This is a genomic window from Mycolicibacterium fluoranthenivorans (assembly GCF_011758805.1).
In the GTDB taxonomy this organism is placed as follows: Bacteria; Actinomycetota; Actinomycetes; order Mycobacteriales; family Mycobacteriaceae; genus Mycobacterium; species Mycobacterium fluoranthenivorans.
Genome location: NZ_JAANOW010000001.1, coordinates 1,875,368 through 1,894,121, shown reverse-complemented (window position 1 = coordinate 1,894,121; position 18,754 = coordinate 1,875,368). Strand labels below are relative to the sequence as shown.

The following is an 18,754-nucleotide window of genomic DNA, read 5'->3' as shown; positions in this document are numbered from 1 at the left end:
CGGAGGCAGTCTCGGATAATTTCCAGCGCGAGTCGAGCTATTTGCACCGCTGCCGATACCCATAATGCGAGGCGCTCGGGTGTCCGTTTCTGTCGAGTCAAGTCAGTCACCTCCTTCGACCAGCTACTCTGTCCAAAATGTATCCTGAGTACATAATGGAGCGGTAGGCCAAAATGGACTTTTGAACCAAGTTGGAGGAATCCATCGCATGGGAGCAGCAGCTGATCAGGGGCGGGCACGGTCGGGGGCGACTAGGAAGGCCGCGACGCAGGCGGCGATCTTGCGCGCCACCGAGGACTTAGTTCGGGATGTTCGTGCGCAAGGCGGTAGCGCGATGTTCATCACGGTCAAGCAAATCGCTCGCCGCGCTAACGTTGCGATTTCAAGCGTTTACAACCACTTTCCCGCAGGTGTGGGCGCAATCGCGCTGCAGCTAGCCGACAACGCCAAGGTGTCGAACCGACCCCTAGACCCTGAGGTGCAGGCGCTGGCGCGGACCGAACAAGCCAGAATGATGGCGAGTTCAGACGCCGAGGCGAAGGTGAGGGCCGAACTTCACTTCATGTGGCGCCGGAGTGATGCGGCGCGAGCCCGCGAGCTAGTGGCACAGGCCGATAACGACGGATCAAGCGCCGAATTACGGTTCCTTTGTCGAGTTGCGCTCGTCGAAACCTTGGATGACAACCTCCCTGTTACGCGAGACGAGGTGATTGCGATCGCGCAGCAGGCAGAAGCTCTAGCCGGAGAACACGGCTTGCATCACGTGCAACGGCAAGCCATGCGGGACACCCACGCGACGGCACTGCTTACGCCAGTTGATCATCTCGTCGCCGACGCTCACGCGGAGGAGGCCATACGTCTCCTTCGAGAGGGTGCGTCATTCATACGCAAACACCAAATCTCGATGACGAGAGATGGGTGGCTAATCAATGCCCTATCGCGTGAGTTCATCGCGGAGGTCGTGTCGTGTCGCGACACCAAGGACGAGGATGAACTACGTCAAATGTTCGAGGGCTGGGTATCGAAGTTCGTGCAGGCCGTCACGACACAGGACGACACACGAGTCGAGCGACCAGACACCATGTTCCTTGCCGATCTGGTCAATATTGTGTTGACAGTGGAAGCGGTCGGCCTGTTCCGACCTCAAGTGGCCGCGGATTGCCTTCAAAAGCTTGAGCGGCATCGAGCGGCGCTTCGTTCTAAAGATCCCGACGAGTACGACTACTCATATCAAAGCGCCACCTTCGCAGCCGAAGTGCTTCATGGCAAACGCTGTGACTTCCACGAGATCCCTTTGCACGATCTCGCCAAACTGTCGCTAAAGGGGCTCACCTGCACCCAGCTCGCTGCCATGCGCCTCGGCATGGTCGCCGATGTCGACAGCCTTATCAACTCGCTTACCGTGGGTCCACGCGCACTGTCGAACATGGCTTGGGAGTACGTAAGACCGGAGATAGCTATGTTCGACTGCACTGAAGTGCGCGACCGCCTGGCCAAGATCTTCCGCGCGTCACCGGGACGCACCGAGGGACACACGTACTTTTCGCTAGAACACCTCTTTGCGCTCGAAGCTGCGACACGCCAAGCAATTCGAACCGGCCAACCGTTTGAACCAGCCGTCAAGGAACGCATCAATGCGATCTGGAGCAACATCGCCTAGATTGTCGACCGGCCCACAGTGCTCTCTTACGCTATGTCCTGCCGGTCAATTCGAGATTCCGCATCCATTTGATGTTCATTTCTCGATGTGGATTACTTCCACTTACTCGGTAGGGGGCGATAGGTCGATCTGGGTTGTTGCCCGTTTTTCGATCGCTGTACGGCAGGCGGCCTGCAGCGTCTCCGCGACCACCAGTGAGGACTCTTTCATGGCCATGGACACCTTCTTGCCGGCGACAACCTCGCTCAGACTTTCGGTGTCCGCATCTACAACTTCTTGCAGCTCCGTCAGACCAAGATGTTTCAGCGCGAGTAGCTGCTGCCGATTGAGGCCGAGGCCCAGTTGTGCCAAGTCGATCAACTCTGGCGGAATGCCAAATTCAAGGCGGGTGATCGTCCTGCTGACCAGATCCTGAATCTCGCTGACATGCGCCGCATACAGCTCGATCAGGACAGCACCGACTGCGGGCAGTAGGTCCCGCGTCCGGTCAGCGACGGCGCGGACGACGCCCGCCATCGCGGGTCGGCCCCACACGTGCTGGTTCAGATTTGTCTCCAGCGCGGACATTTCGATGCCATTGATGAAGAATATTGTCGACGCTGCTTTCTTAGCCCGACTGGCAATCGTCTTCGTATCGCGGGCTGTTGTCTGCAGCGCCCGTAGAGGCCTTCGATCGACTTGCTGTTGCGCAAGGACGGTCGTCCGTCCCAAATTGCCTGCTTGCATATCTCTTAGGTTTATGATGCCGTCGTGGCGGATGTGACGATCGTAATCTTTACGTTCAATAAGAACGAAGCAACCGCCGTCACCGAGTTGCTGAATCGCGTTCATGTTGGCTTACCTGCGTTCGGGCCAACAGTGTGGGCGCTGATTGGGGCCGGACAGGAAGTAGTTGAAGGCCAGCTTTCTGATGGTCGGGTAGCTAGGTTGGAGCACCGCCCGTTGAGTGCCCAAGGGAATGTCATTGCGGCCGCGGCGCTCAGCAGGTCAGCTTGGGGGGAGCGCGCCGACTACTACTTGTTCTACGGCTGCTGCGGAGCCGTAGATACGAACCATGTTGGTGAGATATTTCGGGTTGCTTGGGTGTCTTACATGTCGCTCGGCGTGGTGTCCGATTCCCCCCAAGGCGAAGTCGTCAAGCTAAAAAATAAATGGATCGTACGCACCAAGCCTAGCGAGCAAGAGCCACTCGACCCAATTGAGCTACCAGCTTGGTCGGGCGCTCCAGGCTCTGAGCCAGTGCTGGGTCTTCGCGATGCGCACGTCCTTGCGACGGACAAGGTTATTAAAGTCGCACCAGGCATTGAACCTGTTCCGATACATAAGCCACCCAGTGGTGCTATCTACTCCAAGGAGGATTGGACGTATGCGCAGGCGCTTGCGCAATACGTGGGAATGGAACCTGAGACGCCCATCCTGATTGACATGGAGACCTTCGGGATCGCTTCCACCATGGAGGCAATGGGTTTGGGCTTGCGAGTGGTCGTCTTGCGCGTAGTGACCGACGCCTTAACGGATAAGCAGGGTCAAACTGATGCGGTTCAGCTTGCGCGGCTGAGAGCGGGTTCAAATCAACTCGCGGGCGCCATCGCGACTATGCTGGGTATGTAATGGCGATAGAGCAGGAGCCTGGGACGCTTGAGGCTGAGGTGCGCAGGTTGCGCGCCGGTATTGTGAAGCCTGCGCCTGCAGCTGATCCGCAGGAATCGGAAATGCTCCGGATCGTTTGGGCCGCATCGCAAGTCTGGGACAACCAGCTCGATAGGGTGGATCGCTTCTCCCTCCCACTCCTCCCGTCGGTCCACCCCACCGCCAACCGAGCCAGCGCGGCGACTACGTCACGGCTGTTCTTAGATCAGCTCGCTTCGGACTATCGACGCGTGGGACCACCGGAACTCGACCTTCGCGAGATAGAAAGCAAGCGCAATTCGCACAGCGGTGCGGCGATTCTAAAGCGAGCGGGTGTCGTTAGCCGGCCAGTGGCGCCGCTAGCCGTTGGGCAGTACCTTGCATTTTACGAACGACCGCTACAGCGGAACTTGGAATCTGTGTTTTCGCCGTGGCTATCATCTCAACAAGCCTTAGACGGCGAATTGCTGTACGCAGCTACATTTGGTGACGTTCTTGGTCCTTTAGTTCAGGTGGTATTAGATTTCTATCCGGCAGAGCTCCCAAGTTGGTCTGACTATGTGGGAGACATCTGGTGCGAACAGTTCCTTGCGTCAGGAGCTCGAATTCTGAGAGATCCGATGTTGCTCAGGCCTTCACAGACCGAAGAGCTTCTTGTCGTCAATCCTCGACAGGCCGCAGTTGATGTCACGGCGACTCTTGACCATGTGTTATCTCTCGCCGCAGAACTCCGCCCCGTGGAGGATGTGAGAGTCAGTGAGGCTTGGAGCAAGCCAAAAATCGACCTTATTCTGTCGGGCGCAAGGCTAGAAGAAGATGAGTTCAGACAGTTCATGGCAAATGTTGAAGACCTGCCCGCAGATATCACGATCCTTCCTACGTACCTGAGCGGCCATGGCCACTTGACCGCTGAAACCGATATCGCTGAGCCCGGCGACTTAAATCCATAACGGGTTTTAGCCCGCCGCCTTCCACACGACTACCGACTCTTCCTGGTTTAGGACCGGACTGCGCCCCGAAGGCCGCACGTCCATGTCGACGGTGACTTCGATGTGGTGAGCCTCGGCTACAGGAGTTGGGATGCCATGCCCTCCTGCGGATCTGGCCGAGATCGCCGGTGTGATGTCAGCGTCATGCCACAACCTGTGAGCTGACGCACGCCGGCGACCAACTCGGTTCGCCCGCGATGCACGCCCGGTCAGGGCCGCGCTAGGGCTGGTCTGTCCCGCATCACGTTTCACGATCTGCGCCACACGTATGCCACCGGCGCCCTGCGGGCCGGGGTGAGCCCGAAGATCGTCAGCGAGCGCATCGGCCACGCGAACATCGGTTTCTTCCTAGAGACCTACGCTCACGTACTCGACAACGACGACAGTGAAGCGGCTGAGCGGGCCGCCTCGTTCCTGCTCGGTGACAGCTGGACAGACGGCGACGATGCTCCCGCGAATCTGCCCCCGCACGATATAACGTAGAGGTTATACTGATGTCGAAGCGTTGGGACGTGATCCTGCTCGACGAGGTCGAACAATGGTTCTTCACGCTCGACAGGGACACGATGGCGACGGTTGCCGGCGCCATCGACCTGCTGGAGCTGGAGGGGCCGACATTGGGCCGGCCGGTCGTCGACAAGGTGAACGGCTCGAGGTTTCACAACATGAAGGAGCTGCGCCCGGCCGGCACCAGCATCCGTGTCCTGTTCATCTTCGACCCGGCCAGGCAGGCGATCCTGCTCCTGGGCGGCGACAAGGCAGGTGACTCGAAGCGCTGGTACGACAGGAACATTCCGATTGCGGACGCGCGCTTCGAGAGCTGGCTGGCGACCGAGCACGGAGGGTAATGACCATGGCGCGTAACTGGCGAGACATTCGCGCGGATGCGATCGCGCAGGGTGCACTCGATGCCGAGCGGGCCAGCGCTGCGCGCGAGGAGATGCGTGAGGCCGTCCAGGCGCACCGTCTGGCCGAGATCCGCAAGGCGCTGGGCCACTCCCGCCAAGCGGACGTTGCCGCGCTTATGGGCGTCTCTCAGGCCCGCGTTTCGAAGCTAGAGAGCGGCGACTTGTCACACACTGAGCTGGGCACGCTTCAGGCGTACGTCGCCGCGCTCGGCGGTCAACTGCGCATCGTCGCTGAGTTCGGTGATGACACTGTCGAACTGACGGCCTGACGCCACGGAGTTAAACGACCAGAAGCGTAGGAATTGCGGCCTGTCAACCGCACCTTGTGAGGAACCTGGAAAGCTCGATGCTCGACGGAAGTGTCTGCACCGGGCGTTCGCGACAATACGGGCTATGTCAGCAACGGTGAGTCTCGAACCCGCGAAAGATCTCGACCTCCTCCTCCGCCCCCTCGGCTTTGCGCAATGCCGCGCACTACCTGTCTCAAACGCAGAGGTGATTCAACTAGCCGCCATTACGGAGATGACCACATCATTGAGACGAACGGGACGACGGCCGTCTCGGTGGAGTTGGCAGTTGCCCAATCAAAGACTGACCTACAACATCACTGAGACCAGACGGTATTCCTGCGATTTGGCCCTTCGCCGCATGTCGTCGTGTCCTTTATTGTCTTCCGGCCTCTTCCGGCCTCAATTGTTCGACCTCAGTGAAACTGGCGGCAATCACACTCAATCCGACGCACTCCGGGCACTGTTGCCGCGTAGCGGTGATCGACGCATCGGATGGCGCGCTGTAATCGTCCGCGACATGCGACAACGTAGGGTATCGTGATTTTATCGTGAGAAACGTGAGGAGATGATGTTGGCGCCACCGCCGATCCGGGTAAGAGTGTTTCTGAGTTGGTGTCACCGCGATGTCGCTCTCAAGACGGACTTGGTGGAGCGCCTCGAACCGAATCTCGCCATCTTGGGCGGGATTGATTTCTCCTGGTGGGAAGATTCGCAGCTGGAGATCGGCGAGGCTTGGCGACGGGGAATCCTTGATCGACTATCAGAGTGCGATTATGCGCTGCTGCTTCTCAGTCCCGGATTCTTTGCCAGCCGGTTTGTGACGACCGAAGAGTTGCCGCGCATCATCGGGGCCAAAGCGAGCGCGCGTGCGCTACCCGTGATGCTCCGCACGGTGCCGCTCGACGGGTCCCGAACCATGCATGGCGTCGAGAACGCCCAAGTCTTCACCGATGCGGGCAAATCCTATGCCGACCTGGCAGGAGCACTCCGAGATAGGTACGCAAGTAATCTCGCGACGGCAATACAAGGTCGCGTTCAGGGACGCGGATGGCGGCGGCTTTGACGACACAGCGACTCTCGCGACTACAGGTTCAAGACATGATTGAGCGCCTGGCCGATGACCTGACCCCGAGGCAGCGTGGGCGCTTGGCTGAACTTGCCGAGTCGATCGGCGATGACGGAATGATCGCGTTTTCGCGAGCCCTCGAAGTGACCACGACTGGCTCTGACGAACGGGCGAGACAGGCGGCATTCCGCCAATTTCGTAAGTCGGTGCGGTCGGCCGCAAGCGCGGTCGGAGTTGCGTTTTCGATAGAAGTCGACGGGCAGAAAATCGCACCTACCCAGCGCCGGTGCTGGTTCGAGGGCACTGACATGGCGGAGGCGCGGCTGACCGATATGGCTCGACACGAGGCGAGCCGGGGCGCACCGAGTCGACCCGTGGGAGCGCACGTTCAGGAGGTGTTCGACGGGCCACCTAACGTCCTCGTTCACGCCTGTGCCGCATCCGAGCACGAACACGACCCCAAGTTGCAAGAGTTTGTTGGCGCCTTGACAACTGCGATGGCCGTTCGCTCCGACAGACAGTGGACAGTCACCAGCGACCTTGACATTCGCCTCGGCATTGGTAACGACGAGCTGATGGCTGGCGCGGACATTGTTGTCGTCTTGGTAAGTCCAGCGCTGCTCGGCGGCGATGAGCGGCAGCTTTCCCGGATCGTGGCGCATCGCCGAGTCATATTGGTCCCCTACTATCCGCTTCCGCGAGGTCCGCTGAAAAAACGCGGCCTCAATCTGGACCACTTGCTGACCGGAAAGGCATGGTGCGCATCAACGCCAGCCGAACGGCGATCCCTTCTCGATCAGGTGGTGAGGGAGATAACCGTCGAGGCGGACCGCCCAATGGGAAACGGGCGAAGCGCAGGTCGCAGCATCGAACAGTGGGTGCTGCTGAACACGCAACGCCGCGGGGACGTCACTGCTCACGTTCCCGGCACACTGCGAGAGACATCGTTGGAGTCCGCCGCCGTGGGGTTGTCGAAGGAGCGGCACCTCGGCGATCCAACCCCTGCCATAGACCGGCTCCTCGATTGGGCGGCTGGAACTGACGAGCCGCGGCTATGTGCGTTGCTTGGCGACGTCGGGACGGGTAAGACGACGACTGCGAAGCTACTGACACAACGGTTGCTCGATGAGCGTCGCACCAGCGCAGCTGTCCCGATGCCGCTGTATTTCGACCTCCGTGATGTACCCAAGCGCGTAATTGTGGCTAACCCGACGCTGCGCGAGATTCTTGACGCCGTTCTGCGTGGAACAGAAGACACAGGCCCGCACCCGACGGTTGATGATGTCGTGACCTGCATTCGCCAGGGGCAGTGTTTGGTCATCTTCGACGGGCTCGACGAAGTGCTGGTGCACCTCCCGCCGCAGGAACAGCAGCTATTTACCCGGACCCTTTGGCGCGCAACGGCTGATCTGGGTTCGACCACCATGACATCAGACCGGCTGCGGTCGAAGCTCCTTCTCACCTGCCGCACCCACTTCTTCCGGTCGATACGTGACGAAGCAACTCATTTCAGTGGCCAAGATCGCGAGAGCGCCATCGGGCGTGACCACCTCGCATTGCTGATGGTTCCGTTCACCGAACCACAGATCCGCGCCTACATCGCCGCCAATGTGCCAGACGTCGACGTCGACGCAGTGATCGCAACGATCGATGCCACTCACAATCTCCGCGAACTGGCGACCCGCCCGCTGACCCTACGAATGATCACCGAGCAACTCGAGTACATCGAACAAGCGCGACTGGATGGGCGCACTGTCCGCGCAGTCGATCTATACGGTGCGATTGTGTCGCGGTGGCTTGCCCGCGACGAGGGCAAACACTGCCTTTTGCCCCAGCACAAGGTCCTCTTGATGGAACATCTGGCAGCAGATTTATGGCGGACGGGCCGGTCGGGTTGGGATATCGCAGACGTCGAGCAGTGGCTTGTGATGTTTCTTCATTCACGTTCTGATCTAGAACTCCACTACCCACAGCGCATGCCGGACCAGTGGAAGGACGACTTGCGGACCGCGACTTTCCTGGTCCGGCGCGACGACGATACGTTTGAATTCGCGCACACTTCTTTGCGCGAATACTTCCTGTCACAGTATCTGGTGCGCGCCTTGACTGAATTTTCGACCGACCCCGATCGGCTGGCGAAGACATGGACGATGCCGATACCAAGCCGAGAGACGCTGGACTTTTTAGGGCAGAGCTTCGCGGGACTTGCGAAAGCGGATCGTGCCAACGGTTTTCGCGCGCTGGCCAGCCTGTCGGGCAGATACCAGCCCGAAGCGTCAGAGCTGACGTTCGCCTACGGGTTGATGTGTCACGATCAAGGCTATCCGGTGCATCGGATGGCCGCAGCGGTGCTAGACGGGGCGAAACTGCGCGGCATTTGCATCGACGCGCCGCCAAGTCGACCGCTCGACCTGAGCGGTATCTCCCTGCGAGGAGCTGATCTACGCGACGCCGTAATCCGAAACGTCCGTCTGCGAAACGCACGATTCGATAACGCCAACCTTACTCTGAGCGAGATCCACGACTGCGACCTCAGTCGGGTTTCACTGCAGAGCGCGACCCTCATCGGCACGGTCTTTCGCCGCTGCAGCCTCGGTGGCATCGACTGCGTCGGTGCCACGGTGTACAGAGCGCAGAACCTAAGACCAGAGCGAACGGGCACACTGCCGCAGCCCGGATGGCTCGTCGAACACCCTGCGGCGCAAGCAGATCCGCGGCTCAGTTTGCGATCGTTGATCGGCTACCGCGGCCCCGCATCGGCCGTCGCATACAGTCCGAACGGCGCGCGCCTGGTCACTGCCGGGGACGATGGGTTTGTACGGGTCTGGGATGGGGCGACCGGCGAGGGATTACTCACGCTGGCCGGCCACCACGGCTCGGTGTCAGTGGTGATCTATAGTCCTGACGGCAGCCGCGTCGTTAGCAGCGGCCGCTTGGATGGGTCCGTGCGGGTATGGGACGCGGCGACGGGCGAGCTACAACTCACCTTCCGCGCTCATCAAGACGGAGTCGCGGCGCTGGCCTACAGCCCCGACGGGACCCAGCTGGCCAGTGCCGGCGAAGCCGATGAGTCGGTGCGAGTATGGGACGCGGCGACGGGCGAGCTACAACTCACCTTCCGCGCTCATCAAGACGGAGTCGCGGCGCTGGCCTACAGCCCCGACGGGACCCAGCTGGCCAGTGGCGGGGGAGCCGATGAGTCCGTGCGGGTGTGGAACGCCGCCACCGGCGAGCCACTCCTCGCGCTTCACGGCCTCAACGGCCCGGTGTCGGCGGTGACTTATAGCCCCGACGGCGTGAACCTGGCCACTACCGGCCACGATGGGTGGGTACGGGTGTGGGACGCTGCGACCGGCGAAGCGGTCCTCACCTTTGCTGGCCACCGCGGTTGGGTACCGGCTGTGACGTACAGCCCGGACAGCACCCGCCTAGCAATCGTCGGCCGCGGCGATGGGTCCATTCAGGTTTGGGACGCGGCGGACGGTGAACCACTCGTCACGTTTCCCAGCGGCCGCGGGGCCGTGTCGACAATGACCTACAGCCCTGACGGCACCCGCATTGCCTTAGCCGGCAACGCTGAAGAAGCAGTACGGGTGTGGGACGCGACCACTGGCGAACCGCTCCTCACATTCCCCAGCGACCGCGGGGCGGTATCGGCGATGACCTTCAGCCCCGACGGCACTCAACTCGCCACAGCCGGCAGCGGCGACGGAGCCATACGGATCTGGAATCCAGCCACCGGCGAACCACAGCTGACCTTCACCGCCCACCACGGCGACGTATCGGCAATGACATACAGCCCCGACGGCACCCAACTCGCCACAGCCGGCAGCAGCGACGGAGCCATACGGATCTGGAATCCAGCCACCGGCGAACCACAGCTGACCTTCACCGCCCACCACGGCGACGTATCGGCAATGACATACAGCCCCGACGGCACCCAACTCGCCACAGCCGGCAGCAGCGACGGAGCCATACGGATCTGGAATCCAGCCACCGGCGAACCACTCCTCGCCTTCACCGCCCACCGCGGTGGCGTGGTCGCGGTGGCCTACAGCCCTGACGGCACCCGTCTGGTCAGCGGCGGCGGGTACAACGATCCGGTGCGAGTGTGGGATGCGGCCACTGGCCGAGATCGGCTCTCCTGCGCAGGCCACCGCGGCGCGGTGGCGACCGTGGCCTATAGCCCCGACGGCAAACGACTGATTAGCGGCGGCAAAGGCGATGGGGCCGTTCGAGTTTGGGACGCGGTCACCGGCGAGGAATTGCATACCTTTCCCGGCCACGCGGACGGAGTTGCGGCGGCGGCATACAGCCCCGACGGCACCACACTGGCCATAGCCAGTCGCTTCAACAGGTCGGTACGAGTGTGTGACGCTGCCACTGGCAAGACCGTCCGCAGCTTTCCCGGCCACCAGGACGGAGTAGAGGCAGTGACATACAGCCCTGACGGCACCACACTGGCCATAGCTGCTGGCGATGGGTCAGTACGGCTGTGGAACACGGCCACTAGCGAGCCGCTCAACTGGCGGATCGAGCATCTCCCCGAAGGCGAGGTCGCTACATGGCACGAACCGTCAGGCACTCTGCTGGCCGCGAGTGAGGCGGCTTGGCGCTGGCTCGGGTGGGTCGGCGTGATCGAAGGCGAGGCGGTTCGGCTACCAGCCGAAGCCTTCGGCGCACTGCCCGCCATGTGACTCTTGGCCGACGTTCGGGGGTGTCGTTCCCAGTCCGGCAATGGAATGCGCCAGTGCTGTGGCCGACAACAGCGGCAGACGACTTGAAAGCAATGAGACGGGGCAAGAAACTAGCTAATTGCGGGCTCCCCCGCCACTGGAATGCGCACCTCGAGGTCCTGTAGGACTAGCCGGGTACGGATGGGCTGTCGGTGGCTGGTGGCGGCCCTGGCCTGGCCCCGATCCGTCGATCCACGCGGACCAGTTCACGGGGTCCGGCCACTGTCCGCCCGAGCAAACAACCAGGCCGCAGCCAAAGATCGCTAATTCAACGCCTGTTGACCCCTCTTTGGGCTGCCCTGAACCCATGGTTAGACAGCCTTATGTTCCCAAACGTGTTCCCAAATGCCATGAAAACGGCCCCCGGAGAAGTCTCCGGGGGCCATTTCAACTGGTAGCGGGGACAGGATTCGAACCTGCGACCTCTGGGTTATGAGCCGGTCACTCGCGGTCTTACGGTTACGCTCACTTCGCTGACGAGCAGGTCAACCGCGATTTGGCGTCTCGCTTGCCACGCTGTGTCGAAGCGGTCGCCCCTGTCGCGCACGGTTTCGTTCACAAATCCGTTCACATCGAATGACACCGGCTCAACCATTGCTGCGCTGGATCGTGCACGTTGCCTGCCACTGTAGGATTGTGGGACGATTCGAGCCATGCGCACACCGTTGTCTAACCGAGTCGCTGGTATCCGCCCGTCGGCCACACTGGCGATTGACGCGAGAGCCAAGGCCCTGGCTGCCGCTGGTGAGCCCGTGGTGAACTTCGGCGCCGGCGAGCCCGACTTCGCGACTCCTGCTCATATCGTCACCGCAGCTGTGGCCGCCTGTACGCGGCGCAGCAGTCACTCGTACTCACCAGCCGGCGGTCTGCCGGAGCTCCGCGAGGCGGTCTGCGAGAAGACGCGGCGCGATTCCGGCTTGTCCATGATGCCGGAACAAGTGCTCGTCACCAACGGCGGCAAGCAGGCGGTGTACGAGGCTTTGGCCGCCTTGGTGGACGTCGGCGACGAGGTCATCATCCCGGCACCGTTCTGGACCACCTACCCTGAGATCGTCCACATGTTCGGCGGCTCACCAGTCGTCATCCCGACCGACGACACGACCGGTTTCAAGGTGTCGGTGAGTCAGCTCGACGATGCCCACTCCTCGCGGACCAAAGTTCTCATCTTCTGTTCGCCATCGAATCCGACGGGTGCGGTGTACACCCCCGATGAGGTTCGTGCGATTGGGCAGTGGTGCCTCGACAACGACGTCTGGGTGCTCACCGATGAAATCTATGAGCACCTCTACTACGGAGCCTCCGTTCCGGCGTCGATGCCAGTGCTCGTGCCGGACCTGGCCGATAGGTGCGTCGTGATCAACGGGGTGTCCAAGGCCTACGCGATGACGGGTTGGCGCGTCGGATGGCTGCTCGGGCCACCCGACATCGTCCGCGGCGCAACGGCGTTACAATCTCACGCGACGTCGAACGTGGCCAACGTCAGTCAGTACGCAGCCCTGGCTGCGCTCACGGGAGATCAGACCTGTGTCGGCGACATGCGTTCCGCATTCCATCGTCGACGGGACGTGATAGTCGAAATGCTTTCCGCCACACATGGTGTCGACTGCCCCACACCCGAGGGTGCCTTCTACGCCTTCGCGAGTGTCAAGCGACTGTTGGGGACGGTGATTGCTGGTCGCAGGGTCAGGTCGTCGGCAGAACTCGCTGACGTCATTCTCGACGAGGTCAGGGTTGCGGCCACACCCGGCGAGGCTTTCGGGTCCCCTGGCTACCTTCGCTTCTCCTACGCGTTGTGTGACGCAGATCTGACTTCCGGCATCGGTCGTCTACAGCACCTGCTTGTCGATCAACCTGCTTAATTCGCCTGCGGTCTTCCTTGTAGACACACTGGCCTCTCCGCCGATCTCGTCGCGTTGTCACCGACCCAGCTAGAGGTTCCGCCCCTTCGGAGCTGTCACGCGCAGCGCCGCCGAGATGGTCATGCGTCGTCATTGCTCGCGACCGACTCGCGTCCGCGACAGGCTTGCCGTGATCTCGACGACGGGTGGCCTCCGCTAGAGCTCGATACTCAGTCAAATTGTCTATTGACCAATTGTGGGTCAATCACCTACGTTACTTGTGGGGCCGATCACATGAACAGGGTCGCCCCTCACTCGAACCCTGAAAGGCTTCCCATGTCGCAGACGTTGATGACTCCCCTCGAAACTGAAAGTGGCGTCCGGCGATACGGCCTGTTCATCGACAACGAATTCATCCCCGCCTCGACGGAGACGTACATAGACGTCACGAACCCTGCGACCGGCGAAGTCTGGGCGCAGGTGCCCGATGCGTCGGAAGCTGACGTCGATCGCGCAGTTGCCAGCGCTCGCAAGGCATTCGAGGGCGACTGGGCAGGGTGGCGTGCCGCCGATCGGGCCAAGTTCCTCATCCGGTTCGGGCAGGCCATCGCCGACAACGCCGACGAGATCGCACAACTTCAGGTCGACGAGAACGGCAAGCTGATCCGTGAGATGGCGGGTCAGGCCAGGCTCATGCCCGAGTACTTCAACTACTACGCCGGTCTCGCGCAGATGCCCACCGGGAACACCAACCCGCTGCACCTCAAGGACATCTTCAACTACACGGTGCGCGAACCGCTGGGTGTCGTTGCGGCCATCACACCCTGGAACTCGCCGCTGCTGTTGCTGGTGTGGAAGCTCGGGCCGGCTCTGGCTGCGGGTAACACCGTCATCGCCAAGCCCTCGGAGATCACGCCCGTGTCGACGCTACGCATCGCCGAACTGGCTGCCGAGGCGGGTTTACCGCCCGGAGTCTTCAACGCGATCACGGGGCTCGGTGGACCCGGTGCCGCTCTCACCACGCATCCCGGGGTCGACAAGATCGCCTTCACCGGGTCGACGGCGACCGGACAGGCCATCGCCTCGGCAGCGGGCAAGTCCCTCAAGAGCGTGTCGCTCGAACTCGGCGGCAAGTCGCCCAACATCGTCTTCGACGACGCGGACCTGGACAGTGCGATGAACGGTCTGATCGCGGGAATCTTCGGCGCCAGCGGCCAGACGTGCATGGCGGGTTCACGAATCCTGGTGCAGGACAACATCTACGACGAGGTGGTCGAGGAACTGGTCATCCGGACCGAGCGCATCAAGGTCGGCAATCCCCAGGACGACACCAGCGAGATGGGCACGATCGCCTCCAAGGCCCAGTACGACAAGGTTCTGCACTACATCGAGGTGGCCAAAAATGAGGGCGCGAAGCTCGTTGCAGGCGGATCGCCCGCAAGAGTCGAAGGTTTCGAGGACGGCTTGTTCATCCGACCGACGGTTTTCGCCAACGTCCGCAACGACATGCGCATCGCCCAGGAAGAAGTGTTCGGCCCCATCGCTGCCGTCATCCCCTTTACCGACGAGGCGGACGCGATCCGCATCGCCAACGACACCGAGTTCGGCCTCGCCGCAGGTGTCTGGAGCCAGAACATTCAGCGCGCACACCGCGTCGGAGCTCAGCTGAAGGCCGGCACCGTGTGGATCAACAACTACCGCAAGACCGGCTACGCGACCCCCTTCGGTGGATACAAGCAGAGCGGCGTTGGGCGAGAGAACGGACCGAACGCCCTCCTGGAGTACACCGAGGAGAAGAGCGTCTGGGTCGACACCGGCCAGGGCGTGAAGGATCCGTTCAACCCGCGCGCGTGAGCATCACAACCTCCACGCCCTAAGCCCGCCAGGGCTTCAATACCTCGAGATCCGCGGCGCCACAACGCCGTTCCAGCACGAAGGAAGACGACATGACCACGGCTAGCAAAGGTGCTACGACCTCCGCCGACGTAGTAGTGATCGGCTCCGGCATCGCGGGGATGTCCGCCGCGGTATCCGCCGCGCAGACCGCAGTAGAGGACGGGGGCGGTCGGGTCATCCTCATCGACCGCGCCACCAAGGCCGAGGCGGGAGGCCTGACGAAGTGGACGTCGGCCTACTTGCGCATCGACGACGTCTACGAACCCGGAGAGTCCTTCGTCCCCGACATCGTCGAGTTCTCCGATGGCCGCACCCCGCAGTGGTACGTGGAGGAACTCGCCGAGCGCCTTCCCGAAACCATGGAATGGATCCAGACTCTCGGCATCCGGTTCAAGCGGTTGCCGACCTATTTCATCAACAGCTCCCGCAAACGGCTTCAGCCCGTCGGCGGGGGCGAAGCCCTGCTCAAGGCCCTCCAACCCGAGGCCGAGCGGCTCGGTGTGGAGACCCGCTACAACACCACCGCCCACCGGCTCGTCCTCGGCCAGGACGGCGCGGTCACCGGGGTGGAGGTCGCGGGCCCGGATGGGCCTGAAACCGTGTACGCCGGCGCCGTCATCATCGCCTCCGGCGGCTTCGAGGGGGACCCGGACTTTCTGGCGCGCGAACTCGGATCCGAGGAACCGCTCATCCCGATCGCTCCAGGCGTGCACTTCAACCGCGGCGAGGGCATCACCATGGCCCTGGACGTCGGTGCGGCACGCGCGGGTGAGTGGAACAACTTCCACGCCGAACCCGTCGACCCCCGATGCGAGTCGCCCGAGCCGCTCGTCATGGTCTTCCCCTACGGAATCCTGGTGGACCAGAACGGAAACCGTTTCATCGACGAGGGCCGCGGAACCGTCGACGAGACCTACGAGAGCACCGCCCGAGCAATCTGGGGGCTACCCGGTGGCATCGCCTACTACATCACCGACCGGCAACTGGACAGGGTCGAGGCGCGCGAGCGGGGCATCCTGACCACCGTCAAACCGGTCACCGCTCCCTCCATCGAAGAACTCGCCGAGGCCCTGGGCCTACCCATCGATCAGCTCCGCCAGACGGTCGAGGGGTTCAACGAGGCCGTCGTCGCCGGCCCGTTCGACTGGCGGCAACCCGACGGCAAGTCGACCGTCGGCCTCGAACCACCCAAGAGCAACTGGGCATTGCCCATCGAAGACGGCCCCTACCTTGCCTACCCGATCAAATGCGCCATCGTCTTCACCTTCGGTGGGCTGGACACCGACAGAAACGGACAGGTCCTCACCGACGCCGGCGAACCGATCGGCGGGCTCTACGCAGCAGGTGAATGCACCGGGCTCTACCACGGGAAGTACCCAGGTGGGACATCGGTGCTGCGCGGCATGATCTTCGGCCGCATCAGCGGCGCGGTCGCGATGAAAGCCACACGTTCACGCACGCCAGCGACGACAGCGCACTAAACCCTCTATCCCCCAGACGAAGTGCAGCGCCGTTGCGCTTCGTCGTCCGCTCAGGAAGCCGCCCATGACCACCTCGCCACCGACCAGTCCGGCTCACCCGACTGCTGAACACACCCCGCCGGATGGCCGACCGGGCCAAAGCAAGTTTCGCACCCTTCTCGGAGCCGGTGTCGGCAACACCCTCGAGTGGTACGACTGGAGCGTCTACGCGATCTTCGCCCCATTCTTCGCCGCTCAGTTCTTCGTCAGCGACAATCCCACCAGCGCATTGCTGTCGACTCTCGCGATCTTCGCCGCAGGATTCCTGATGCGACCCATCGGCGGATTCTTCTTCGGTTGGCTCGCAGACCGCCACGGTCGCCGCTTCGCTCTCACGACATCGATGATGACGATGGCAGCCGGGAGCTTGTTGATCGGGATAGCGCCGACCCACGACGTCATCGGGGTGTGGGCCGGGCTCGTTCTCCTCGTGGCAAGGCTCATCCAGGGGTTGGCCCACGGCGGCGAGATCGCCGCGTCCTACACCTACATCGCCGAGATCGCACCGCGGGCCAAACGCGGCCTGTGGTCCACCAGCGTGTACGTCTCGGTGACCGCAGGGATCGTCCTCGCCTCGCTGATCGGCGCGGGAGCGTCGAGCACCATCGGTCCAGATGCGTTGCGCGACTGGGCGTGGCGCGTACCGTTCCTCATCGGCGGACTGCTCGCCGTGGCCGGGCTGTACATCCGACGCACGATGCACGAGACCGAGGCCTTCGAGAACGAGCGCAGCACCGGCGAGCATGCCACCACAGGGGATCTCGTCCGCGGACTGCGCCGCAACAAGACGAGCATTGCACGCATCCTCGGCATGAGCGCCGGGGTCACGGTCGTGTACTACACCTGGGCGGTGGGAATCCCCGGCTTCGCCATTGCGAACCGGGGGCTCGACCCGACGCACGGACTGTGGGCCAGCGTCATCGCGAACGTCTTCTTCATGATCTCGCTTCCCCTGTGGGGCAAGCTGTCCGACAAGGTAGGCCGCAAACCGATCTTCATCACCTACGGCGTGGCGATGCTCGTGTTGACGTTTCCGCTCATGGCGCTCGTCGGCGACTCGGCGGTCGTGCTGACGCTGGTCATGATGGTGGCCCTGTTCTTCCTGGGCGCCTTCGTCGGGATCATGCCCGCCTACTTCGCGGAGCTGTTCCCGACAGACGTGCGGGCCTCAGGAGTCGGCGTCCCCTATTCATTGATGGTCGCCATCTTCGGCGGAACAGCTCCCTATGTGCTGACCTGGCTCAACAGCCACCACATGAGCTGGCTGTTCTCCGCCTACATGGTCGGACTGGTCGCGGTAGGTCTGCTGACGACACTGCTCACGCCCGAGACCAAGGGCATCGACCTGCGATGAGGAACCCGGACGTGTGACGCCGTCATCCACCGCCAAACCGCGGAGCCAGGACGCCTGCGCAGCCTCCCATCGCGGCCAGCCGAACCCATGAAGCCCCACCGTTAGTAGTATCGTCCCTCAGTTGGACATTCCAATAAGGTGTCGCTGGAGGTTCGTATGAAGATCACCCGCATAGTGGCCCCGGTGCGGGCTCAGGCGGTCGAGGCGATACGCGACGAGATCATCCGAGGCAACCTGCTGCCCGGCCAACGACTGGTCGAACGAGAGCTGTGCGAACAGCTCGACGTGTCCAGGAACACGATTCGCGAGGCCTGTCGGCAGCTGGAGGCCGAAGGCTTCATCGAGATTCCACCGCATAAGGGACCCGTCGTATCGACGATCTCCGATCGAGACGCTCGCGACCTCTATGAATTCCGGGAAGCCCTCGAGTGTTTGGCGGTCCGCCTCTTCGTCGAGCGAGCAACCCAGGATGCCATCAACGATTTGCATGACTCCTGCACAACGCTCTTCGCTGCCCACGATTCGCTCGACGTCGCCGCAATGATCGACGCAAAGAACCACTTCTACGAAATCATCTATGCCGGAACGGAAAACAAGGTCGTCGGCGCGCAGGCAAAATTGTTGAACGGACGCCTCGCCGGCCTGCGCGCACAGTCACTGTCGCAACCCGGGCGCCCTGCCCGGAGCAAGAACGAAATCAAAGACGTTCTGCTCGCGATCGAAGCGCGCGACGCCGCCGCCGCGGCGGACCTGTGGCGTCAACACATCGGCAATGCTGCGCGCACGGCGCTCAACGATCCACAGACCACCCCTGATTCACTTTGACCTATTGTGGGACAATAGGTTGACAGGGCGACGGCCGCCGACT

Annotated in this window: 14 protein-coding genes; 13 read left to right on the top strand and 1 reads right to left on the bottom strand. The window is 62.1% G+C overall.

Annotated features, from left to right (window positions below; all coding sequences use genetic code 11):
- Positions 1-208 precede the first annotated feature (208 nt).
- Complete coding sequence (locus FHU31_RS09270) at positions 209-1,660, top strand: hypothetical protein (RefSeq protein WP_167157673.1); 1,452 nt, start codon at positions 209-211, stop codon at positions 1,658-1,660.
- A gap of 102 nt (positions 1,661-1,762) precedes the next feature.
- Here FHU31_RS09270 and FHU31_RS09265 read toward each other — a convergent pair whose 3' ends face one another.
- The gene (locus FHU31_RS09265) at positions 1,763-2,386 is read right to left on the bottom strand and encodes a hypothetical protein (RefSeq protein ID WP_167157671.1); all 624 of its coding nucleotides are present in this window, start codon (positions 2,384-2,386) and stop codon (positions 1,763-1,765) included.
- A 24-nt stretch (positions 2,387-2,410) separates the two neighbouring features.
- Here FHU31_RS09265 and FHU31_RS09260 point away from each other — a divergent pair, with 24 nt between their 5' ends.
- The 12 genes from FHU31_RS09260 to FHU31_RS09205 all read left to right on the top strand — a co-directional run bounded on the left by FHU31_RS09260 (position 2,411) and on the right by FHU31_RS09205 (position 18,711).
- Entirely contained in the window at positions 2,411-3,271 is an 861-nt protein-coding gene (locus FHU31_RS09260; protein ID WP_167157669.1) for a hypothetical protein, read from the top strand.
- Complete coding sequence (locus tag FHU31_RS09255) at positions 3,271-4,239, top strand: hypothetical protein (protein WP_167157667.1); 969 nt, start codon at positions 3,271-3,273, stop codon at positions 4,237-4,239. Before FHU31_RS09260 ends, FHU31_RS09255 begins: the two co-directional genes overlap by 1 nt.
- A gap of 270 nt (positions 4,240-4,509) precedes the next feature.
- Positions 4,510-4,761 carry a tyrosine-type recombinase/integrase gene (locus FHU31_RS09250; protein ID WP_167160822.1) on the top strand — a complete coding sequence of 84 codons (252 nt, stop codon included), beginning with the start codon at positions 4,510-4,512 and terminating at the stop codon, positions 4,759-4,761.
- Between the two features lie 11 nt (positions 4,762-4,772).
- The gene (locus FHU31_RS09245; RefSeq protein ID WP_167157665.1) at positions 4,773-5,126 is read left to right on the top strand and encodes a type II toxin-antitoxin system RelE/ParE family toxin; all 354 of its coding nucleotides are present in this window, start codon (positions 4,773-4,775) and stop codon (positions 5,124-5,126) included.
- Complete coding sequence (locus FHU31_RS09240; protein WP_167157663.1) at positions 5,126-5,455, top strand: type II toxin-antitoxin system RelB family anti-toxin; 330 nt, start codon at positions 5,126-5,128, stop codon at positions 5,453-5,455. Before FHU31_RS09245 ends, FHU31_RS09240 begins: the two co-directional genes overlap by 1 nt.
- A 586-nt stretch (positions 5,456-6,041) precedes the next feature.
- Entirely contained in the window at positions 6,042-6,539 is a 498-nt protein-coding gene (locus tag FHU31_RS09235; protein WP_208410182.1) for a toll/interleukin-1 receptor domain-containing protein, read from the top strand.
- Positions 6,540-6,574: 35 nt separating this feature from the next.
- Positions 6,575-11,239 (top strand): NACHT and WD40 repeat domain-containing protein, encoded by a 4,665-nt coding sequence (locus FHU31_RS09230; protein ID WP_167157661.1) that lies wholly within the window; start codon positions 6,575-6,577, stop codon positions 11,237-11,239.
- A gap of 791 nt (positions 11,240-12,030) precedes the next feature.
- Positions 12,031-13,137 (top strand): pyridoxal phosphate-dependent aminotransferase, encoded by a 1,107-nt coding sequence (locus FHU31_RS09225; protein WP_263987919.1) that lies wholly within the window; start codon positions 12,031-12,033, stop codon positions 13,135-13,137.
- A 330-nt stretch (positions 13,138-13,467) separates the two neighbouring features.
- Positions 13,468-14,970, top strand: coding sequence for an aldehyde dehydrogenase (locus FHU31_RS09220; protein WP_208410181.1), 1,503 nt, complete (start codon positions 13,468-13,470; stop codon positions 14,968-14,970).
- Between the two features lie 92 nt (positions 14,971-15,062).
- Complete coding sequence (locus FHU31_RS09215; protein ID WP_167157655.1) at positions 15,063-16,493, top strand: FAD-binding protein; 1,431 nt, start codon at positions 15,063-15,065, stop codon at positions 16,491-16,493.
- Between the two features lie 64 nt (positions 16,494-16,557).
- A complete protein-coding gene (locus tag FHU31_RS09210) occupies positions 16,558-17,886 on the top strand; it encodes an MFS transporter (RefSeq protein ID WP_167157653.1) in 1,329 nt (442 codons plus the stop codon).
- A 156-nt stretch (positions 17,887-18,042) separates the two neighbouring features.
- Positions 18,043-18,711 carry a GntR family transcriptional regulator gene (locus FHU31_RS09205; RefSeq protein ID WP_167157651.1) on the top strand — a complete coding sequence of 223 codons (669 nt, stop codon included), beginning with the start codon at positions 18,043-18,045 and terminating at the stop codon, positions 18,709-18,711.
- The last annotated feature ends 43 nt before the right edge of the window (positions 18,712-18,754 follow it).

What these genes read in the sequence shown, in the direction of transcription:
- FHU31_RS09270 (WP_167157673.1), top strand. Translation starts at nt 209, where the DNA reads ATGGGAGCAGCAGCTGATCAGGGGCGGGCACGGTCGGGGGCGACTAGG.
- FHU31_RS09265 (WP_167157671.1), bottom strand. Translation starts at nt 2,386, where the DNA reads ATGCAAGCAGGCAATTTGGGACGGACGACCGTCCTTGCGCAACAGCAA.
- FHU31_RS09255 (WP_167157667.1), top strand. Translation starts at nt 3,271, where the DNA reads ATGGCGATAGAGCAGGAGCCTGGGACGCTTGAGGCTGAGGTGCGCAGG.
- FHU31_RS09245 (WP_167157665.1), top strand. Translation starts at nt 4,773, where the DNA reads ATGTCGAAGCGTTGGGACGTGATCCTGCTCGACGAGGTCGAACAATGG.
- FHU31_RS09240 (WP_167157663.1), top strand. Translation starts at nt 5,126, where the DNA reads ATGACCATGGCGCGTAACTGGCGAGACATTCGCGCGGATGCGATCGCG.
- FHU31_RS09235 (WP_208410182.1), top strand. Translation starts at nt 6,042, where the DNA reads ATGATGTTGGCGCCACCGCCGATCCGGGTAAGAGTGTTTCTGAGTTGG.
- FHU31_RS09230 (WP_167157661.1), top strand. Translation starts at nt 6,575, where the DNA reads ATGATTGAGCGCCTGGCCGATGACCTGACCCCGAGGCAGCGTGGGCGC.
- FHU31_RS09220 (WP_208410181.1), top strand. Translation starts at nt 13,468, where the DNA reads ATGACTCCCCTCGAAACTGAAAGTGGCGTCCGGCGATACGGCCTGTTC.
- FHU31_RS09215 (WP_167157655.1), top strand. Translation starts at nt 15,063, where the DNA reads ATGACCACGGCTAGCAAAGGTGCTACGACCTCCGCCGACGTAGTAGTG.
- FHU31_RS09210 (WP_167157653.1), top strand. Translation starts at nt 16,558, where the DNA reads ATGACCACCTCGCCACCGACCAGTCCGGCTCACCCGACTGCTGAACAC.
- FHU31_RS09205 (WP_167157651.1), top strand. Translation starts at nt 18,043, where the DNA reads ATGAAGATCACCCGCATAGTGGCCCCGGTGCGGGCTCAGGCGGTCGAG.